This window comes from Agarivorans sp. B2Z047 (assembly GCF_023373605.1).
GTDB lineage: Bacteria > Pseudomonadota > Gammaproteobacteria > Enterobacterales > Celerinatantimonadaceae > Agarivorans > Agarivorans albus.
In genome coordinates, this window is record NZ_CP088080.1 from 3,129,862 (window position 1) to 3,149,541 (window position 19,680).

13 protein-coding genes are annotated in these 19,680 nt (G+C 40.6%); 6 read left to right on the forward strand and 7 right to left on the reverse strand.

The window, feature by feature from the left end; all coding sequences use genetic code 11:
* Window position 1: 1 nt before the first annotated feature.
* The 5 genes from LQZ07_RS14375 to LQZ07_RS14395 form a co-directional block, all read right to left on the reverse strand.
* On the reverse strand, window positions 2-721 hold the full coding sequence (locus LQZ07_RS14375; RefSeq protein WP_152784585.1) for a hypothetical protein: 720 nt from the start codon (window positions 719-721) through the stop codon (window positions 2-4).
* Complete coding sequence (locus LQZ07_RS14380; protein ID WP_152784583.1) at window positions 702-3,464, reverse strand: TcfC E-set like domain-containing protein; 2,763 nt, start codon at window positions 3,462-3,464, stop codon at window positions 702-704. Before LQZ07_RS14380 ends, LQZ07_RS14375 begins: the two co-directional genes overlap by 20 nt.
* A complete protein-coding gene (locus tag LQZ07_RS14385) occupies window positions 3,461-3,994 on the reverse strand; it encodes a hypothetical protein (RefSeq protein ID WP_152784581.1) in 534 nt (177 codons plus the stop codon). The genes LQZ07_RS14380 and LQZ07_RS14385 overlap by 4 nt, the downstream gene beginning before the upstream one ends.
* A gap of 68 nt (window positions 3,995-4,062) precedes the next feature.
* Entirely contained in the window at window positions 4,063-4,605 is a 543-nt protein-coding gene (locus LQZ07_RS14390; RefSeq protein WP_152784579.1) for a hypothetical protein, read from the reverse strand.
* Window positions 4,606-5,355: 750 nt separating this feature from the next.
* The gene (locus LQZ07_RS14395; protein WP_227981556.1) at window positions 5,356-6,114 is read right to left on the reverse strand and encodes a DUF3943 domain-containing protein; all 759 of its coding nucleotides are present in this window, start codon (window positions 6,112-6,114) and stop codon (window positions 5,356-5,358) included.
* Between the two features lie 456 nt (window positions 6,115-6,570).
* Here LQZ07_RS14395 and LQZ07_RS14400 point away from each other — a divergent pair, with 456 nt between their 5' ends.
* The 6 genes from LQZ07_RS14400 to LQZ07_RS24695 all read left to right on the forward strand — a co-directional run bounded on the left by LQZ07_RS14400 (window position 6,571) and on the right by LQZ07_RS24695 (window position 10,367).
* Window positions 6,571-6,942 (forward strand): hypothetical protein, encoded by a 372-nt coding sequence (locus LQZ07_RS14400; protein ID WP_152784577.1) that lies wholly within the window; start codon window positions 6,571-6,573, stop codon window positions 6,940-6,942.
* Window positions 6,943-7,220: 278 nt separating this feature from the next.
* Window positions 7,221-7,934: a response regulator transcription factor gene (locus LQZ07_RS14405; protein ID WP_152784575.1), complete on the forward strand. Its 714-nt coding sequence runs from the start codon at window positions 7,221-7,223 to the stop codon at window positions 7,932-7,934.
* A 741-nt stretch (window positions 7,935-8,675) separates the two neighbouring features.
* Window positions 8,676-9,053, forward strand: a complete 378-nt coding sequence (locus LQZ07_RS14410; RefSeq protein WP_194164202.1) for a hypothetical protein — start codon at window positions 8,676-8,678, stop codon at window positions 9,051-9,053.
* The gene (locus tag LQZ07_RS24690) at window positions 8,993-9,229 is read left to right on the forward strand and encodes a DUF1214 domain-containing protein (RefSeq protein ID WP_152784573.1); all 237 of its coding nucleotides are present in this window, start codon (window positions 8,993-8,995) and stop codon (window positions 9,227-9,229) included. Before LQZ07_RS14410 ends, LQZ07_RS24690 begins: the two co-directional genes overlap by 61 nt.
* Before the next feature lie 125 nt (window positions 9,230-9,354).
* The gene (locus tag LQZ07_RS14415) at window positions 9,355-10,089 is read left to right on the forward strand and encodes a DUF1254 domain-containing protein (RefSeq protein ID WP_152784571.1); all 735 of its coding nucleotides are present in this window, start codon (window positions 9,355-9,357) and stop codon (window positions 10,087-10,089) included.
* A complete protein-coding gene (locus tag LQZ07_RS24695) occupies window positions 10,086-10,367 on the forward strand; it encodes a DUF1214 domain-containing protein (protein ID WP_368666402.1) in 282 nt (93 codons plus the stop codon). The genes LQZ07_RS14415 and LQZ07_RS24695 overlap by 4 nt, the downstream gene beginning before the upstream one ends.
* Before the next feature lie 493 nt (window positions 10,368-10,860).
* On the opposite strand, the gene LQZ07_RS14420 is transcribed toward LQZ07_RS24695, so the two are convergent.
* Window positions 10,861-12,108, reverse strand: coding sequence for a DUF1501 domain-containing protein (locus LQZ07_RS14420; protein WP_152786488.1), 1,248 nt, complete (start codon window positions 12,106-12,108; stop codon window positions 10,861-10,863).
* Between the two features lie 16 nt (window positions 12,109-12,124).
* Complete coding sequence (locus tag LQZ07_RS14425; protein WP_152786486.1) at window positions 12,125-18,556, reverse strand: LamG-like jellyroll fold domain-containing protein; 6,432 nt, start codon at window positions 18,554-18,556, stop codon at window positions 12,125-12,127.
* Window positions 18,557-19,680: the final 1,124 nt, after the last annotated feature.

A 19,680-nucleotide genomic window follows, 5' to 3' on the forward strand; every position in this document is an offset into this window, starting at 1 on the left:
GTTACTCACGCTCTATTATTTGGGTATGCGAAATAGGACGTCCATGTAATTTAGCTGACACTTCCAGTTTCTCCTTTTGAACCTCCTCCCGCAGTTTCAACTTGAGCGAGCGCCCCCCAAGTAGAGTTGCATTTTGAATACACGACGAACTAGGGCCATTGCTACCACAACCATCGATTTTTAGGGTTAGGTATGAGTCTGCCTTATTATGAAGATAAAGAGTGTCATCTTTATAACTAGCTTCATAATCGATCCTTGCATTCTCAGTTGGCACAATAAATAACGGTGCAAAACCGACTGCCATTTGAACGGTTTTGCTTTCATCTGTCGGCGATTCAACATACGGAGTAGGAACAAAAGCCAACTGAAACACGTGATCCTTCGACAAGTCACAATCAGGTAGACAAGAGAGTGAAACCTTAATATCTTTTTCAAATCCTGGGGCAATAACAGTCCGAGCAGGCCGAACCTCTATTTTCCACTCTTCCACATTGTTTCGCGTATAAGCATTTTTGTGAATTTCACCTTCATCGTCTATATGAAGCTCATGCATTCCAACGTTTAAAAATATTCTCTCATCTGTAGTGTTTTTAATTGTAAAAACCCCTTCGCCATTAGAGTTAGCAACATTAAGCATGCTGCTAATTTCGATGGCAGTGGCATTCATAGCAAACAAGAAAAAAAACATTATCAAGCTAATTTTAAGGTTCATAAACTTCATCGAGACCCTCTATTACTGTGGCTAAAAAATCATCTTCAGTGCCCGTCATAACTATATATACGTCCATACCTATTAGGGCTTCAAATTGCTCTGTCGTAAGATTAGCGTTCAAAATAAAACTATATACATAATCACCTAATTGTATTGATTTGACGTCAAAACCATAGTTTTGATAAACCCGTTCCATTTCTAGATACTCAGGCCCCTGAACATGTCTTCCCAAATATAGAATAGCTCCAAACATGTCACGTTTATCTTTAATACTGCCGCTATCTATCGCTAAGCTCAGTTTATTTACATCCGACTCGTCAATACCTGGCAGGCAGTAACCTCTATGAACATCGCTCAATCCACTTTCCTCCCATAAGCACAACCCTTGGGTAGAAATAACCTCGTAATTTTTGCCTGGTCGATAATTGATCCTATAAACTCCATCCTGAGATAAGCGTTCAACAGATACACAATCAGGACCCACACATTCCGCATACTGAATTGGGTTTCCAAACAAATCGTCTAGAATAAGCATCTGGCTATCAAGTGTACTAATCGACGCATTCACATAAACCAATGAGCCCGGATGCGAGAAGTGCTGTTTTGTTTCTGACAACACTTCAACGTTATTACCACTAGCATCAAAAGAGAAACCGAATTCTTTGTATGAAGTTAAGGGTACGACTTTTAACTTATCTGTTTCCACATCAGCATTTTGTTTATAGCGACCACTCTCTGTCATCGAAACACTTAAGGTTTTACTTTCGGCCTTTGCCTCGAAATTAGATTCAGCTTGAACTAATGCATAACTTTGAGATTGAACGTTTGAAAATGAAATACCATTTCTTGAAATGATTTGACCACTAGACACAGTGCCAGATATATTCCTTTCGCCGGTATCGTCCGTATAAACATAAGCATTACCATTTAAATGATCAGTGTTACCAGACAACGTCGCGCTAACATCTGCCATAACCGAGCGATCGCCATAGATATGCCCTCCGGCTTCTACACTGCCATACCACCGTCCAAACTGGTTGTCACCTTTAACATAATTACTTGCGCGGTCGAATCCGTCTTCAGTATGGTAAATACCAAAACGGGTAGATATTCCTCCCCCCCCTAAAGGCATACTCCAAGTTAACGCTAGTCGGTAATCATTTCTAATTAGCTTTGATATCGAGTAATCTGCGTTAACACCTAACGTTCCGTAAGGCATAATTTTGCTTATACCTGCAGAAATTGACCAAGTAGAATCTTCGTAACTATAATCCTGCTCAGAATCGGGGTATTGATAATCATAGTAATTAGCACGTACAAAAGTACTACTTCCATATAACTGACCAGAAACACCAATCCCGATATCCGTATAGTTCGCTTCCCCATAAAGGTGCTCAGATAAATTGTATGAACTCTGGTCCCGTCGAGAAGAGTAGTATCTAGCATCCACAAAAAAAGGAGCGTAGCGTAAGTTAACCTGGTGATGATAATCACCATTTGAAAAGTGACTATGCACAAAATCAATACCGAACCGGCTGCCTTTCACATAATTTCCGCCCACTTGGTACAGTTGCTGTTGATTACTTAACACTGATGCACCTCCCAGCAATAAAGAATCCATTAACCGATAAGCAAAAGCACCGCGCGCGGCATAGACTGATTCTTTATCATATCGATCACTAAAGTCGGATATACCCTCGAGCCGGCCAGCACCGACCACATAATCAAAACTGCCACTAGGCAAGCTAAAAGAGCTATTATTTGCCACTTGTCTGCTGTCACTCACTACAATTTGTTCCGCGACTTTAACCAATAAAGTAATATCGTATGTGCCCCTAGGTAGGTCCTCGTAACTAATGAATTGTTGTCCCTCACTTACAATTTTGGACAAGATCAAACGATCATCCCGATAAACCTCCAGCTGCCCAAGTTGAGGCGAGTAAAAATAAATACGCTGCTGACTTTTCTCTCCACCTTTAATTAAATTTCGACTTGAACCGACAAAAACACCATCAAAGTTAAAGTTACCACCAGAATTAAATAAGTCGGTGGAGTTAAAAGAAAAATCATACTTATTTACTCCGCCTTGTATACGGTAACCATCGAAATCAGCGTCATATATAGCAGTGTAAGTTTCAAAAGAAGAAGAGCTTCCTCCCACTTCCGTATCGAACAAAAAATGCCCTAAAGGTAAACCAACAGTCGTCAAGTTAGATAATGTTCCGGTGCTAACGTTATCGAAATTTGAGTACCCATATAAGTTTGCCCAGTTAATAATGGCATAGCCTGACGCATAAGCTTCATAATGCTCTTGTTCATAATTAGGTGTTTCAATAAATGACACAGCAGGGACTATTTTTAAAGATTGATTATCATAATCAAAAATGTATTTTGCCGTATCGTCATTTGCAGACAGCACACAACTCGATAGGTTAACTTTACATTCTCTATCAGTTGAAACACCAGCTACTAGATTACCCAAAATAAGTTCTTGACCTGATACTGATATGTTATTAGCTTCAAGATAGTCAACAACAAGTTGGTAATCACTCGTATCAGGCACAACTCGCATGACATCAACATTAGATAATGTCCCAATCTTCACGTAATCATTAACACCCGCAATAGAAATTTTAACTTCTTTGGGATGTATAGAAAAAAGCGCCTCAAAGCCCTCAGGGTATCCTTCATTCCCATATACTCGAACACTTAACATATGCAAAAACACCAGAGAAACGATTCGAAAATTCATATAACCAAACTAACTTCAATGGCCACTATTCCAGAACAATCCTGCTTATAAGACTTTTGGCTAATTGCAGGATAACTCAATCTGATTAAATGTCTGGACCAACGCGTCCCATCATCATCGACAGTTTGAAAAGGTGTATTCTCCCCTTCATCCCCTTTCTGCATAAGTTCACCATCCAAGAAAAAATCCACAAACAACGGTTCTACATTTTCAACATATCTAGAGGCATCATGACTAACCGCGATAGGATTACACTGATGCTTAGATTCTGATAACGTTATAGCGTACTCTTCTGCTATAGCTTCTTTGGGGCTAGCCAGAGAGAATGGAATATTCACATCACCAAAAGTGCCTTTTTCATCTTGATATACAGCCGCAAAAACATACTTATCCGCAATAATCTTAAGGGCATCGCTATCATGATTACCAATTATCACTGTTTTTACTCCTACCGTTTTATGTATAGGTGCAGCACTAGCAATCGCTCCTACGAACAACAAAGGAAGAAAGAATTTATTTACCGCTATCAACGGGCATCCCCTTCGATATCAAAAGACAGCTGACAAAGAATCAGCTGCCGATAATTAAGCAATATATCTTACAGAGCGTCGGGAGTTGGAGCTCCAGCCGGGTTGGTAATTAGAATTGTCGGTTGTAATACGACTTCACTTCCCGGACTCCCGCTAAATTCCGATCCTTGTGCAACTAGAGTCACAGAACTAATACCGCTGTGCGACGCTGGGTCTTCGCCGACTGCCATTTTATTGCCGTTAATTTCAACAGCCACGCCGTCGTCATCCTCATTAACAGGTTGCAACAAACCACCATCGACCGCCATGTAGAAACTCGACAACTCATAATCATAGGAGTCTGCCGGCACCTCTTCATCGACAGATACAACATCAAAGCTTATTACCGATGAGCTAACAAGCTTTACACTTCCGCTTTCATCCACCGAAAAAGTAACAAGACCATCATTAAACCCGACCCCTCCAACGTTCTTAATGAACCAACTATCTCCAGCTGAGTATTCAGGGACAACTCCGGCCCACTGAAAACCAGCTGTGGGCTGGTTAGCCAACGCGGAACCTGATGTAAACAACGCAGCTAGAAAGCCTAAACTTAAACACTTTTTGTTCATAAATATCCTTAATAAAGTGAATTTAAAAATCACAACAAATGTACGCCCAATCACCGCGGCGTGTGTATCAAAAACGTATCATACAAGAAGCGATATACTGAAGGTTGCAATAAAATGAACTCAAGTTCGACACTACGGACTAGGCCTGATAGCACCTAAGACTGTCAATAATAGAAATATAACTTCGCTGTAGAAAGATAAAATCAAGGTCAAAGGAACACTCTATTCAGCAAAGGTAAAACAAGAAGCGGTTAATCCGGTCACTATTCGAAGCCATCCTGCTGCGGTTGTCGCAAAGCTCCACGGTTAAGTACCCAAACGCCATATAACTAAACCCATTAAACAGCGCTCTCAAAAAGTTCTAGACTTACAATACAGAGGCTTAAGCACACAGGAACCTAGACACATCAAAAACACCTGCCCTTTGAGCGATAGTTATTAAAGAATCTACAAGATATTTAAGAATCCAAAGCCCTAAACACAGAGGGAAGAGCAAGTGACAGGCAGGTCAGGAGTTCTATCCCCGCAGAAAGACTAGCAATATCCAACTTTAACTCGCACAGGGCGCCAAACATCAACCACGATACAACAGTGGTATCCCAGCCTTTATGATCATCAGCCACTACAGGTTCTGCAGCATAAAACATGAGTAAAGCCAACTGTATTCCAGCATCACAAAGGATAAGCACAAGACCAGGTTTTTTTTACACTCCCAGACCGCCGATAGAAGAAGTTAGCGATTGAAGCAAACTAATACCTGAAGTGAATTACTGCACCTAAAAATTTGTCATCGTCCCTTACCGCTGCAGGCATGCGAACGTGGCTGGATGTTCTAAAATAAACCGATGCATTAACTATTTCACTTCCGCTAATCGCATTCATACCTTTAGCTATAGAATCCACTGGGTCTAAAAAAAATAGCGATATATTTCCTGCGAGAGCTGAACCGAAAACCTTACCTCCACCCTCAATTATTTTCAGCTCTTGATGATGCGCCCATTCCCCATATAACCAACCACCTATGGGAGTCACTATTAAATCCTGAATAGAAGGGACTTCGGCGAAAGCTTCTATGCCATATTCCCAATAGAATGTACTCATAAGAGCACTATACAAAAAAGAGTTAAATTGATCATAACCACTTTTTCTTGCCACTTGGTAGTACACTCCACCAAAATAAGGATGCCCAATATAATTTATCGCCCAGTGATCATTATCCCAAACTGGCCCTTGCTTGACATTGTCCCGCCAGTTCCTTGCCATATTCCCTTTTCCCAACTCTGACTTATCCCAATTGGTTACAGATTCCGGCATCAAATATAGGGCCCCTGCTGCACCTAACCCTAGGCCAAACAGCAATTTCGTTTGTGACCATAAGCGTTCCGAATTACCTCCTTTATCCCCACTAAATAACGTAACTTCAATCCGATCTTGACTACTGTCATAACAACAACCATAACTATCAAACATTACAAATACAGAACAAACAATCACAAGATACCGTTTCAACTACCTTATTCCCCGCAAATAACTCCCCATACCCACAATTGGATGCTCAAACTTTACTTTGAAAGGAATTACATTCAATTGTTTATGCAAGTTTGATGCTAAACTACCAAAGCCACCAAACTTGTATCTGCGGTGTAACCCCACATTTAGAAAAACAATCGTTAATTTATTAGTGTGTCCCCACACTCAATTCAAAAATTAAATACTAACTACCGAAGTTATCAAACATTTAGTAATTGCATACCGTTAAAGGATAGTTCTTAGTACGATGTTTATTAGTACAATAGTTCTCCTAGTTTGTTTATGGAGTTCTCCTTAGCAAGACTGTATGACACCTCTAATGTATAATTCATAAACAATTACGAGTCGCCAGCAGGATACATTTAGGATACACCGGCCGACAGCGGAACAGCTATTGTGACATGTCATACAGGCGCAAATGGTTAAGGGTAGCTGTTGACGAATATTCAGTTGAATGGTCGGACTTATAAGATTATTGACTCAGGTAAAGGACATACAGTAGTTTTTTTAGCTTTAGGCATGTGGAATTTAAAAGAAATTAAAAGAGAGATAACTAGAATGCATTGGTTAAACCCAGAAAGAGTGATTTATTTCAAAATTAAAAACAATACACTCAAACGACAAAAACAAAAAGATATCGCACTCCTAGTCTCTGATGTTCGATTGTATCTAGACATTCAGTGGATAAGTCATTTTTCAGTCATCGTCGCACCAGAACTAACCAGCATAAAAAATAGAATACTAAATAACTTTCCTAGAGATTTTCAGTGTCCCCCCCAAAAAAAGTTTGATAAACATGCCGTCTGAGCATTTTTATGTAATTGTCGTTAGATGCCAGCGAGAACTCAGAGCCTAGTTGTTGATTAATTTTAGAGCTTACTCCTCCACTTTAAACTACTATATATAGTAGAATTACCATTGGGTATTGTGTATTTGAAATAGCTGTGTAAGGGGTCAATTGCCATACACGAGCATAGAATTAATATTCCGTTGATCTAGTTATTCAGTAGTAACTACTTAAATGGACTTTTTTTGCTTGGATGTTTTTCAGGATTTGAAACAAAATTATCAATAATAGGTCGTATATGCCAAAACGATTGTTACTAGTGGAAGATGACTTATTCTCTTCTCGATTAATCGCTTCGTATTTCGAGAGCCGAGGCTACATAGTTGAATGCGTCTTCGATTCTGGCGCAGCCATTCGTTCCTCTGTGTGTACCCCACCTGACTGTATAGTTCTGGATATCAATTTGCCCACAATGTCAGGTATCAAATTATTCTCCGAACTAAGGCGCCTTCACACCTGCCCGGTCGTTTTTTATACTTCTGAAGCTAAGGCATCTGTGGAGTTAGATGTGCTAACAATGGGAGGAGATGACTTTATAACAAAAAATCGGGGCGTGCCGATCCTATTTAACAGGGTAGAACGCTTGTTAGTTGCGAAGGTGGAAAGAAACAGTGAAACGTCTAAAGTGGTAACGGTAAACGGATTACAGGTTAATCTAAGTCTTAATGAATGTAGTTTTCAAGGAAAGACAATAAGGATTCAATTACAAGAGGCTCAAATGCTTTACTATATTTTGATGAACGAAGGTCAAGCAGTGAATAGAGACGAACTATCTTTCGTGACTAAAGGTTATTCTTATGATGGGTGGACTAGAAGTATCGACTTGGCGCTTAGCCGACTACGTAAAAAACTATTACAGATTGGCGTAGATAAAGAGTGCATTAAAACAATACGGGGTAAAGGCTATTGTTTTCGAAGTGACCGTTTATCCTCTGCGGCTTGCTCTAACTAGCTAAGGAAAGTTTGAAGAATGTAAAATAGTTTGGTATCGCTCCTAAAACTCTTCATGTTGAAAGTGTAACCTCGCTATAAATATGACCAAGGACACGCGCTATTCAGGAGAGTCAAGACAATAAGCGGACGCTATATGCTCGTAACATTCCATAGAAATTACTGATGTAGCGCTATGACAACAAGGTTATTAAGTAATACAAAAAAAGGAAAAGCAAACTAATTTCCACCGCAGCGTATTATCCTACAACCTAAAACGCCAACACACTAATAATGACCTTATATCCACTGCGATTTTAATTAATAGTATTTCAAGATTCAAAAAACCAATTAGAAATCTGGGCCTTACCAGTACATAAGTTATTCAGTATTGAATAACTGTTATACCTAAAAGCTATTTGAGTCCGGTTAAAATAGAAACTTATAAAGGAAGTAAATAAGTCCCGCATCCAATTGGAATTGATATCTTACCATATAAAATCTATTAGCATTATGATAGGAGCAATCATATGAATAAGTTAAAACTAGCTACAGCTGTTGGTATTGTAGGCATAACATCTAGTGTATCTGCTGCCTACCCGACAACATCATCCTGTTTATACAGACCAGCAACTACTTAATGCCATTGCGCATGATATTGCCGTTACCGCAAACCACATTATAGACCAGGTGGGTTGGGATACATTTATGGATATAACTGAGTTGGCGGGCTATAATATCCAATTTATAGTTCGTCCTAATCGTGACACAATTTATTCCAATTTCGACAGATACAGCTTCAGTCTATGTACGCATTTTAGTCAACGGTGAAGATGACTTTCCCAAAGCACAAGCTATCCAGAAATCAATGAAAATGACAGCTGTCAATACAAGTGGTCGAACAGACCGTTTACCTTTATTGCTTACTAAAGAAAAAGAGTATTCAAAATACATTCAGCAACATATTGTAAAGTTAACTGCAGCTGGGTTGAACTCTTCCGATCTATTTAGCTACAGAGCTAATGCCAATTCCATACCTTTGCTTTATCGAGCGATAGGTGTAGCCTCAGGCAAGGTGCTTTGCCGGAAGATCAAGCTGTCTATCTGGCATCAACTCACGACTCTGATGGAGAACTTTTAGATTCATCAACGAATTACCGTGCAATAGTAATCGATGCCCCTGTTGAACATTTTTGGTCAGTCACCGTATACGACGGCTATGGTCGGTTGATGGATTTAAGTGCACACAATACTAACAGCGAATTCGCTGCCCATAAAGCTGATGGCTCAACTGAAGTAAACTTTAGATCCGACTGATATAACAATTATGAAAACTGTATTCCAACCGATGGGCAGTTTAATGTCATTTGGCGGCTTTATGGCCCTCAAACTGCATTTTTTGATAGAACGTGGACCTTACCAACTTTAGAGGTCGTTAACTAATGAATAAACCTAAACGTTTTTCTGCAGCAGTCGCTTATTTTTCAGCTTCAGCTTTCGCACAAGATGTAATTCCCGTCAATATAGGCAATTATATTCGCGCGGAAACAGATATAATGATTAAGGCTAACTTAGTGATGTTTGGTGATAAAAAAGGCGGAGAAATAATTCACCTTCGCCAACCAACTCCCCCTGAGCAACAACCGGTTATTCGTATGAACAGAGATACGATATACTCAGCGATTGTTATCGATTTATCTTCACCAGCAACTATTACATTACCCAAGGTAGATTGGCATTATCAAAGTATGATGGTGACTTCTCAAGACCATTACACAACCGCATTTGCAAAACCAGGAGAGTATGTTTTAAGAAAAGAAGATATTGGAAGTCGATACGCATTTGTAGCTTTTAGAACACTAGTTAATGGCGGAGTACGAGACTTAGAGTTAGCCCATAAAGCTCAAGATGCAATAGTAATTGATACGCCATATATTCAAAGCGATTTGGAGTTACCAAATTGGAATAAAGATCAAGTAGAAGCAATTCGTAGCAGCATCAATACTATTGCTACATTAGGCTTTTCTGCTGAATTAGCCTTTGGTACTCCAGAACAAGTCGAACCAATTGCACACTTAATTGGCATTGCTGCTGGTTGGGGGGCATGCCAAAAGCTTCGGCAATGTAGGACATTAATACTGTCGAACAAAATAATGGCTCAACACCACATAGCGTGACTATCAAGGACTTCCCTGTTAACGCATTCTGGTCATATACTGTATACGACAAGAAAGGGTATATGTACAAAGATGTTAACTTGAATAATATCAATAATCTAAATGCTGAAATGAATACAGATGGTTCGATAACGATTCATTTTGGCGCGTGTGAAGATGGACGAGTCAATTGCTTACACATAGGTGAAGGTTGGAGCTATACTCTAAGAATGTATGAGCCTCAAGATGTGCTGTTAAATGGGGAGTATAAGTGGGCAAAGCCAACATTAGTAAACTAAACTATTATTGGTCGCCCCCTCAGATGGGACGCAAGCAAATTTATTGGCTATGAAGCTAAATGGTCTTTGCCACTTAAAGTCAATAAGCTACAAACCAGATTATCGCTCCGCAGGAGCGCCTCTTCACATTACTATTCTAGCTGCATGAACAAATCGTTCTATTAGTTCTGTAAATCTTCCCAAGTTTCGCCCATGAGCAAAACCTTTAGAGGCAACGACAACAGATAACTAACATGAAATCATGTCACAAGGTTCTTATGCTTGATATCGAGTTAAGCACCGCATATAGCTCAATTGCTTTACTAAGTTCGACTGACTCTAGGTCTTAACAATCATCTTATTAACCATGCAACTCAATAATAAGTATCCATAAAAATCGTTTTCGAATTAAAGTGTGAATGAGCCTAGCATTGATGGCGGCGACGCATCATTACTTTCCTTTCGCCACAGAAGCGCTCACCACAAATCAACCTAACAACATACCCCAAGTCAGCTAACCAAATAAATCTAATACTTCACCCGATAATGGAAAAAACCTGTCATTGTAACTCCCTAGAAGCCCTTCTCTATCCCTTATAGCTTTATGTATATGTGATGGCGTGAGTGTAACTCCTGATGACTCATCTAACTCTAAGGTTTCTGGGTTTACTGGAATTGGAGAAAACTTATTATTCGTGGCCCCTATAACTTTATTACCTACCATCTCCTTGCTCCACACCATCATACTACTTGTAAGCCAATGATCTTTCCCATTGTCGGTGTTATACCAAGGTGTGCGACCAAAATCCGAGCTAAACACCAAAGTAGTATTACTCGCTAGATTCAATCGCTCAAGCTCTGAAATCATATAATTAGCCACCTCAAAATAACTCATGAGTGCGTTATTATGGTGAACATCATGATCTCCATGGGTGTCAAAGCCTCCGATTTGAACTTGTGCCGTACATGTTAATCCTGCAGCTATAGCCGCTGCAGCGATTTCTACCTGTCCCATGGTCCCATCTGACACGTTATTTGGCAGGTAATCTAATAGTAAATCGATTTCATCACTACCAGCATGTGCGTCTAAAAACTCCAACACGCCTTCTTTTTCTGCTCCAGGTAAGCTCCCCTCAACAACATCAACCATATTTTCCGCATGCTTATTATTTATGAAGTCTGTTAAGTCTTCGGATAAATACGGGCTCTTTTCAACAAGCTTATATAAATCATCAACTTTATTAATTCGTGTTGCATTAACTAAGCCACCAGTTTGCCCATACCCACTACCTAAGTAATACGTCATCACTAATTCTTTATACTCTGCTGCTATAAACGCTGGCAACACAGGGTAAGCAGGTGAAGGACTCCCAGACATAGAAGTATACACTCCTATACTGTGACTGTTCGTCCCGTGGTCAACGCCATTGAAAACCCTCAAATTTCCATAGTGATTGTTAAAAAAGTCCTCCATATGATTAATCCCCGTATAGGAAGGATCAAGTAAAGGTGCATAGCGAATATTCCCCGCTTGCTTTATCGACGATACAGGATAATTATTTATGACCCCTCTATTCGCATCATCATCGTAATAAATGTCACCTTTCGGATCACAAATTGATGTTGGATCCCAGCCACCATGTCCGTAGATATAAATATAGTTACGTTGTCCTAAGCTACTCCCTGCCGCCATACTAAAAGGGGCGAATTTCAAGGCCACTCCAGTTAATGCTAGTGCTTTAATGAATGCTCTTCTGTCCATGATATCTCATCCTTAATTAATGATAGTAAAAACGCTGATCTCTTAATAAGTACGTCAATACAGCCATCCAAGCACGGGTATAGTGCTCTCTGTCAACCTTTAAGTAAGGCTTTTCAACATCGTCGCGATCTTCATAATCTAACATGCCCTGAAACTGCCCTGGTCTACATTCACTATCTACATTATTGTCCGAGCTAAGGTTTTCTAGTGCATACAAATAAACATCATAGGCCCTTTGCACCTCATTAGAGTATGCATGAGCAGGAACACCATAAAGGCCATAATACATATCACTAATAACTTGTTTCACTAAGCTCTCCACCTCCGTACGCGCAGCTTGTGGTTGCATATTTCTAGGCGTTAACAAGCTAGACTCACTTATAGGATACAAACCTAAATAATCAATATGGGGAGCTCGCGTGTCTTCATCGTTAACTAGCGAAACAGTGTTATCACCTTCATTGAGGCTCACTTTCACCAATGCAGTTTGTCGCCATGCGTTCCAACTATCAGTAATAGGAAAGTCTAAGCTTGGGGCAACCACTTCACCATTCACTAGTAGCACCATTTTTCTTTCATTGTTCTGATTGGAGTAATTAATGAATAGGTGAAATTCCTGTTCAGCTCCTACTGACACGTTCCAATCAACGCGAGACGCTTCTCCCGACGTGTTAGACTGCACAATGTAACCTTCACCATATTCATTTTCACGCCCACTGGCTAACGACGCTTCCCCAGAAAGCTCAGCAAGAGAGGCATCAAAGCGTAAAGCCGTAGTCAGAACTAAGTTAGGCTCAATCATCTCAAACATGAACCTTCGTTCGGGCGCTCTAAAGAAGTCTAAAGGAACGGCTTGACACGCCATATCATGAGCGAACTGATTTTGCACAGTAGCACCGATCCCATTAAGGTTATGGAGTGGAGTTAGAACTTCATAATGGTCAACACCGCCATAAAGAGTGGCAAATTTTTGATCTGACCATTTCAACCACTGATAATCTTCTCTACGAGACCATGGTTTGCCAAGCACCACTTCTGCTTTACGGTTCAAATCATCAGGTGACAACAATCGACTACTTCCCCCTACCTTATCAGTACCTAAGGTATACTCGCTAAATATCAGTTCTTTAGCTAATTCTCTGATATCAAAGCCCGAATTCACAAATGACTTACTAAGAGTTTCAATATCCATTTGTTGTCTGTAGTAATGCTGTACTTGTGTTTCCTCTTCATTTTTTGATAAAGGTGGATGTAAAGGGTGACCGGTAATCCCTTCAAATAGCACTTTCACAACAGAACGTGCAAATCTAGGATCTTCAACAACTCGTTCCACCAACCAACGAAGGGGTTGCTCGGTATAGTAGGGTGCTTCCTCTCCGTTAAACCCGACCGGTAAGATCCCAGAGCTATCCCAAAGATCTGGAGTCACAACCTGCGAATATACAGGGCCCCGACTATCACTAGGATCTTTCGTCCAATGTTTAAAAGCGGACGCAACGGGATCCATGACGATATGGCAGCCTGTACAAGCAGGGTTTTCTAATGTCGGGTTCTCTCCCGCTAAATCCTCATCTGTTGGGCGGTCACCTCCAAAGCCCATAATATCGGTATCAACAAATAGTTTATAAAATTCTGTTGAACGCTGCCGATTAACGTTAGTACTGGTCGTAGGGAAATACCCCATGAAGCTCACTGTCGAAAGTACCCCAGTATGCTCAATACCAAATCTAAACACCTTATAATCTTCAGGATCCCATGGGTATTCGTCATATTCAGGGTAATCTAAACGATTAAACTCCATACTGCCGGCAACAGCATATTGCTCAGCTGAAAAATAGTTTATGACGGTATAGTCCGCGGTAAGTATTTCAGTAAAAGGCAAATTGTTATCAACAACATGCTTTATCAGCCGACCAGCTTCTTGAGCTATAGCCTCTTTGGTTTGATCACGTAAATAATTTTGAAGTGGCCCACTAGGTTCCGCTAAAGCATACCAATCTCTATCACCCCGATCTGAAAAGCCGTGAGTACTAGAGAAGTTACGAGACATGACATGAGGGCTAGGTAAACCAACGAAATGTAAAGCGTCATCATATATCGTCATAATTCTAGTCGAGAAATACTCACTATTAACAAGATCGTCAACCAAGCTATTTAGTACCTTAGCCCCCTCTTCATCAATTAACGCCTTCTCCTCTTCAGTTGGAAGTCGATTAGCTATATTTAGCGCAACCTTGTAAAAGAAACGACCCGCCCGGTCATCAGGGACTTCAACGTTCAACGCCGAATCACTCGCAGGAGGCGGCTCTGTTGGAGGAAGATCGGGATCCAAAAATGTATCCCTCATCCATTCCGTCATCACATTAGAACATTCGATGTCACAACCATTGATATTTGCGGGTGGCATTGTGCGAGCAATATATTCCTCAATATCGTCGCGACTTAATGCTGACAGAATAGGAACCTGGCCATTACCATCATCGCCATGACAACTACTACAGTTATGCATATCCCATAAGCCTTCACCCCCGATTTCTCCAGGAGGAAGGTCAGGTGGTGGCTCAATGGCTTTTTCCGGCATTTTTCCTACTGCAGGAGTTGTATACAAAGCCAGTATTTCTGAATGACTAAGCGCGCGGGTATAAACCCTAACTTCGTCTAAGTCAGCTTCAGTTCTAAAGAATTGAAAACTCGTCAATGGCTCTGGCGTAGCACGATGCGTACCACTTTCTATAGCGACCCCATTTCTATAAAGAGTTGCCTCCCCATCAGCCTCTCGTCTATACACAAAGTGCTGCCATTCATTCAAAATAAACGTTCCCACTTCAGTCTCGAACCGACTACCAGAACCAGTGACTCCTATGATCATTTGAGACTCATTACGACCTTGCGCAAAAAATGAGCCCCAATCATCCTCACCAAGTTTGTACTGGTTATGTAAATGACTTGAATGAGGGTAAATCCAATAGGAAACAGTAAAACCTTTATCTAACTCCACCGCCTCACCGAAATCAGAAACTAACTGACTATCCACACCACCAAAACTGTCTGAAGGCCCACCCTCTTGTCTGAATATCATTTCAGAGACATTACCATCCCGATCATTGTGGGAGTCATCTGTCAGTATAAGATAGTCTGGGGTATCAAATGACCAATGTAATATTAATCCTTCTGTTGACACGTCCTTAGCTGGCAGCGTTGTCACCTCTACCGTCACTATATCTGAATACGCAACTTCATTATCATCATTAAAAGAGGCTATTCTTAAATCAATCTCCCCGCCATACTCAGCACTGAAGGTCAGTGAGAATTGCTCTAAATCAACATCTTCTACTTTTAACCATTTTAAATCATTATAACGGAGCTGAACTTGCTGATTAGTTACACCTTCCATGCCCTCTTTATAAAGCCAAGCAAGATCAATAACGGTTACGTCCACTGTCGCTTCAGTGATACTCGCAACAGGCACATCACCCTCTTTAGGGTCGTCAAGAGGAGGTGGGTCAAATTCTAACCAGCGATTTGTCCATAGTTCTATGCCCACCTGGTCAGAACATACATCATCACAATGCAACGGCATACCCTCAATGTAGCCTTTAAGTGCCTCAAACCCGTTATCAAACCACTTATTCGCTACGTCTTCAGTCCCTAACCCCTCGCTGTTTTGGCCATGGCAACTAGAACACGGTCCGTTGAGCATCGTATCCCCAACATTATCATGCACATCAAAAGCCCACGTCACAGTATGTGAAGGCTCTTGACTTGTTAAGCTCAAATCTTCAGTCAAAGGCTCGGGAATGCCCCCGTACTGATAACCAAATGTAAGTTTATAGTCACCGAAAGGGGCCTCGACAGTTTTCACTTCGCCCCAATTTAAAAGTACTTCTTCTTGATAAGAAGTATATGTTGAATTATTAAATCGGCTTTCTGTTTGTAGCGTAACTTTTACCTGCTCACTATCAATCTGCTCAGGTTTGCTTGGCGCCTGAAAAACAAACGCCCCACTACCTTCATCCTGTTGATAGTCCCAGGTGAGTGATGCACTTCCGTGGCTACCTCCAACAGATACCGATTGAGTAGCAGGCTGTGGCTGCCAATTAGCTAAACGGTTTAGTTTTAAAGTATAACTTCCATCTTCTAAACCATAGAAAACCAGATCGGGACTTTCCCATGACAAATAAATAGGCCAAATGATGCCATTGCTATCAATTAGCTCTCCAGACATCATCGTCTCCCGTAGGCTATCATCAGGAATAGATGGAGCGAGCAGCGTTAAGCTTGTACTGCCGATGTCATTGTCATCATAACTAAGTTGGTATATGACATCAGCTTTATCATCACTGACCAGCACGGAACCGTCGGATAGCGTTAACAACTCCATAGGGCGACCAATACATGCATCTGTTAAACAGGTATAATCTTCAACTTCATCGATGTTTTGCATCCAACCAGTGGCTAACGGTCTTTCATGTAATACCTGATTAAATTCATTTACAGTTATCATCCTTACTTCTAAAGCAGGACGAATATCTCGATGCCCATTACCGTGAGTTGCATATAGTAGTTGGCTATTACTTTCGATACTGGTTGGGAAAATGGGGGAAAAATGGATACCAAGAGGCGCACTATTTGACTCAACTTCAAACGCCGGAGCTCGATAATCTTGGGGGTTAATGTCTTCAAGCGGAATATCCGTTAATACGCTGCCCGGAGGAATTGGGCTAAGAGGCCCATCTTCTACTTCACTTTCTAAAATACCGATAGTGTCCCGACCAAATACATATGGTGCTCCAAAGTGCTCACCCTCTGCATCAACCCAATTGATTTCATCAGGATTGATCATCCCCTGACGATTATTGTCTGTAAACCATATTTTCCCTGTAACAGGATGCCAATCAAACCCAACGGAATTACGAATCCCACGCGCTAATATTGTTTCCTCTTGAGTATCTAGGTCTATTTTAAGTAACGTACCGTAACGTTCATCAGGTGTGACACATACGTTGCAAGGGATCCCTATAGCGGTGTATAAAGCGTCATCATCTTTATCAAAAGAATTGAACTTAATAGGGTGCTTTTGATGCCAAGATCTAAAATCATCCTCTAAGGGGAAAGTAGAGCCATCTGCAGGGTATGTGTATATTTTTACAGGTTCAGGTAAGTGTTTATAATTCTCATCGATATTATCTATTTTATAAATACCACCAACCGTAGAGTAATACAGAACACCATCTCGATAAGCAACGCCATGAGGCTCTTCCATACCTGAAGCTACGATATATTTAGCCTCGTGAGCATCAAGAGGAATAGCGTATATCATGCCCGCAGAGGGGTCGCTATCTATAGGTATAGCTGACGAACCAACATAAATAACGCCGTCTCCTTCAACCATCTGACGGGGCTGAAAAATACCATCATTAAATATCTCTAGGCTCATTCCGGCAAGTGTTGATATCTGCTCTAATGGTAAGGCATCCCTAAACTCTACGCTAACAGCAACACTATTAGAGTCTTCTAGGTTTAATAATTGAGGCATAAACCTTGGCATAAACTCATGCGGACTATTGACGGTCAATTGATAGAGTCCGCTTTCTAGCCCTGTCACTTCAACAGTTTCGCCCCAACGACCAGTGAAAGGGTGATACCTCCCATTAGCGTATAGTTGACCAGTGATAACCGCGTTTGCGCTTGATTCTGGAGCAGATGGGAAGGTGATACTTACAGTGCCCTCGCCATTGTTTGGTGGAGCACCTCCGGGGTTATCAAACAGCCACTTAATTTCAGAAGCATCGAGTTGGCGCTCGTAAACACGAAGCTCATCTACCAAACCATTTATATTACTAGTGAGCTTCGCATTGCCCACAAAAAAATCTGTCCAACTATTAGGCACTTCGACTGTTTGGTCGATAACAAATTCGCCATTAAAATAAACAGAAACACCTTCATCGTAGTAGGTGACAGCGATGTGTGACCAAGCATCAAGCGTAAGCCTTGCCTCATTGGGAATTTTTCCAGGAAGAATCTTTGTTGCTGAAGACGTTCCGGTATAATAGCTCCCCCCTTTATTCAAATGAAAAGCAAACTGTCCCCAACCAGCGCCGATATTGTTATTGTAATTTTCAAATGTTTTAGGCTTTAACCAAAAAGAAACCGTAAAAGCTTCTGTTTCCCACCCAGAAAAATTCGATTTTAAATATGCAGATGAATCCTTTATCGATATAGCATTACCGGATACACCTTCTTCAAAAGACAGTGATTCTCCAATAACATCGGCATGCCTACCATAAGGGGAAAGATCTTCAACTCGCCCCCCAGATATTCCCTCCATTGGAAGGTATAACGCTAGATCATTCTCTAACGCAATCGAGGCCGTTTCACTGCTATCCCCACAAGAGAATACCCCCAAAACAACAAAACCCGATAATAATACGCGCAATCCCTTATGCATATAGCACTCCTAGCCACTAATTTATTACCTATCCATAAAGTTATAGAACCAATAATAAAAAGAGCAGCATTTGGAAATTGATATAGATCAAGGAATATTTAATTAGGCTACCTCAGAGATATTAATAAAAACGAGTATTTCTGAATAATTTCAATCAACTCAAACAATTAGCCCTTTAATTGATAAATGATTCATTATAATAATAACAACATCATTTATAATTAATTTGATCAGTAAAAATACAGCAATAGCTTTAAAAAACCTTGCTCAGGAATTAACTAAACTTATTCGATTTGAAAACAATGCACTATCGGTGACATGAAGGCGGGAATCTAGGGTCACGCTTATGAATTTAATTAATCTGAACCACCATAGCAAAGTCACAATCAATCAACCAATATCGCTTACATAAAGGCTAGGCCACCATCCTAAATATTAAATAGGCCCGTAGCACCACCTCCCAATATCGATATTTTCGATCGCCAATACCCATGCGTCAAAAAAACTCTTATAAACCGACTGAGTTCCACCACCCTGACACACCAAACCAAACAAATTAATTAAAAGTTTTTACATACGCACTTATATAATACCTAAAAACCCAAGTCACAAGAAATAAAGAAGCCTCCCCCTATATCAACTTGATGGTTATACAAACCATCTCCTAGGTAAACTTATACTCCCCCCTTAGAGTTAAATAATCACACATTCACTTCACCCAACGAGGTTTCACCACAACCAATTAAGTTAAAGGGTAATTTATAACGACAACTTTTTGAATCCAACTTTCCTAATTGTTTTAGAAGGCCTTTACTTAATGAACATTCAATACATACTTGAATTTGACGCAACTAGCCCCCCTTCAACTAACAAGCTTATCAATCCTCAAGTAAGACACACCATGCGCCGCTTCAATACTCATTTAGGCGATATGCATAGGCAAATGAGAAGAAAGCGCTCCAAACAGACTCCTCGGTCACTTCTCACAAAAAACACAAAAACATGTAAATAACACCCAAAAAACTTCAGGATCAGAAAGCTATTAAGGCAAGTAAACTAGAGATAACCGACTTCATGATACTCACAGGCACCAACTGATTACTAAGACCCACTATTTTCAAAGA

Bases quoted from the DNA above. Each gene is read 5' to 3' on its own strand.
- LQZ07_RS14375 (WP_152784585.1), bottom strand. From the start codon at position 721: ATGAAGTTTATGAACCTTAAAATTAGCTTGATAATGTTTTTTTTCTTG.
- LQZ07_RS14380 (WP_152784583.1), bottom strand. From the start codon at position 3,464: ATGAATTTTCGAATCGTTTCTCTGGTGTTTTTGCATATGTTAAGTGTT.
- LQZ07_RS14390 (WP_152784579.1), bottom strand. From the start codon at position 4,605: ATGAACAAAAAGTGTTTAAGTTTAGGCTTTCTAGCTGCGTTGTTTACA.
- LQZ07_RS14405 (WP_152784575.1), top strand. From the start codon at position 7,221: ATGCCAAAACGATTGTTACTAGTGGAAGATGACTTATTCTCTTCTCGA.
- LQZ07_RS14415 (WP_152784571.1), top strand. From the start codon at position 9,355: ATGAATAAACCTAAACGTTTTTCTGCAGCAGTCGCTTATTTTTCAGCT.
- LQZ07_RS14420 (WP_152786488.1), bottom strand. From the start codon at position 12,108: ATGGACAGAAGAGCATTCATTAAAGCACTAGCATTAACTGGAGTGGCC.
- LQZ07_RS14425 (WP_152786486.1), bottom strand. From the start codon at position 18,556: ATGCATAAGGGATTGCGCGTATTATTATCGGGTTTTGTTGTTTTGGGG.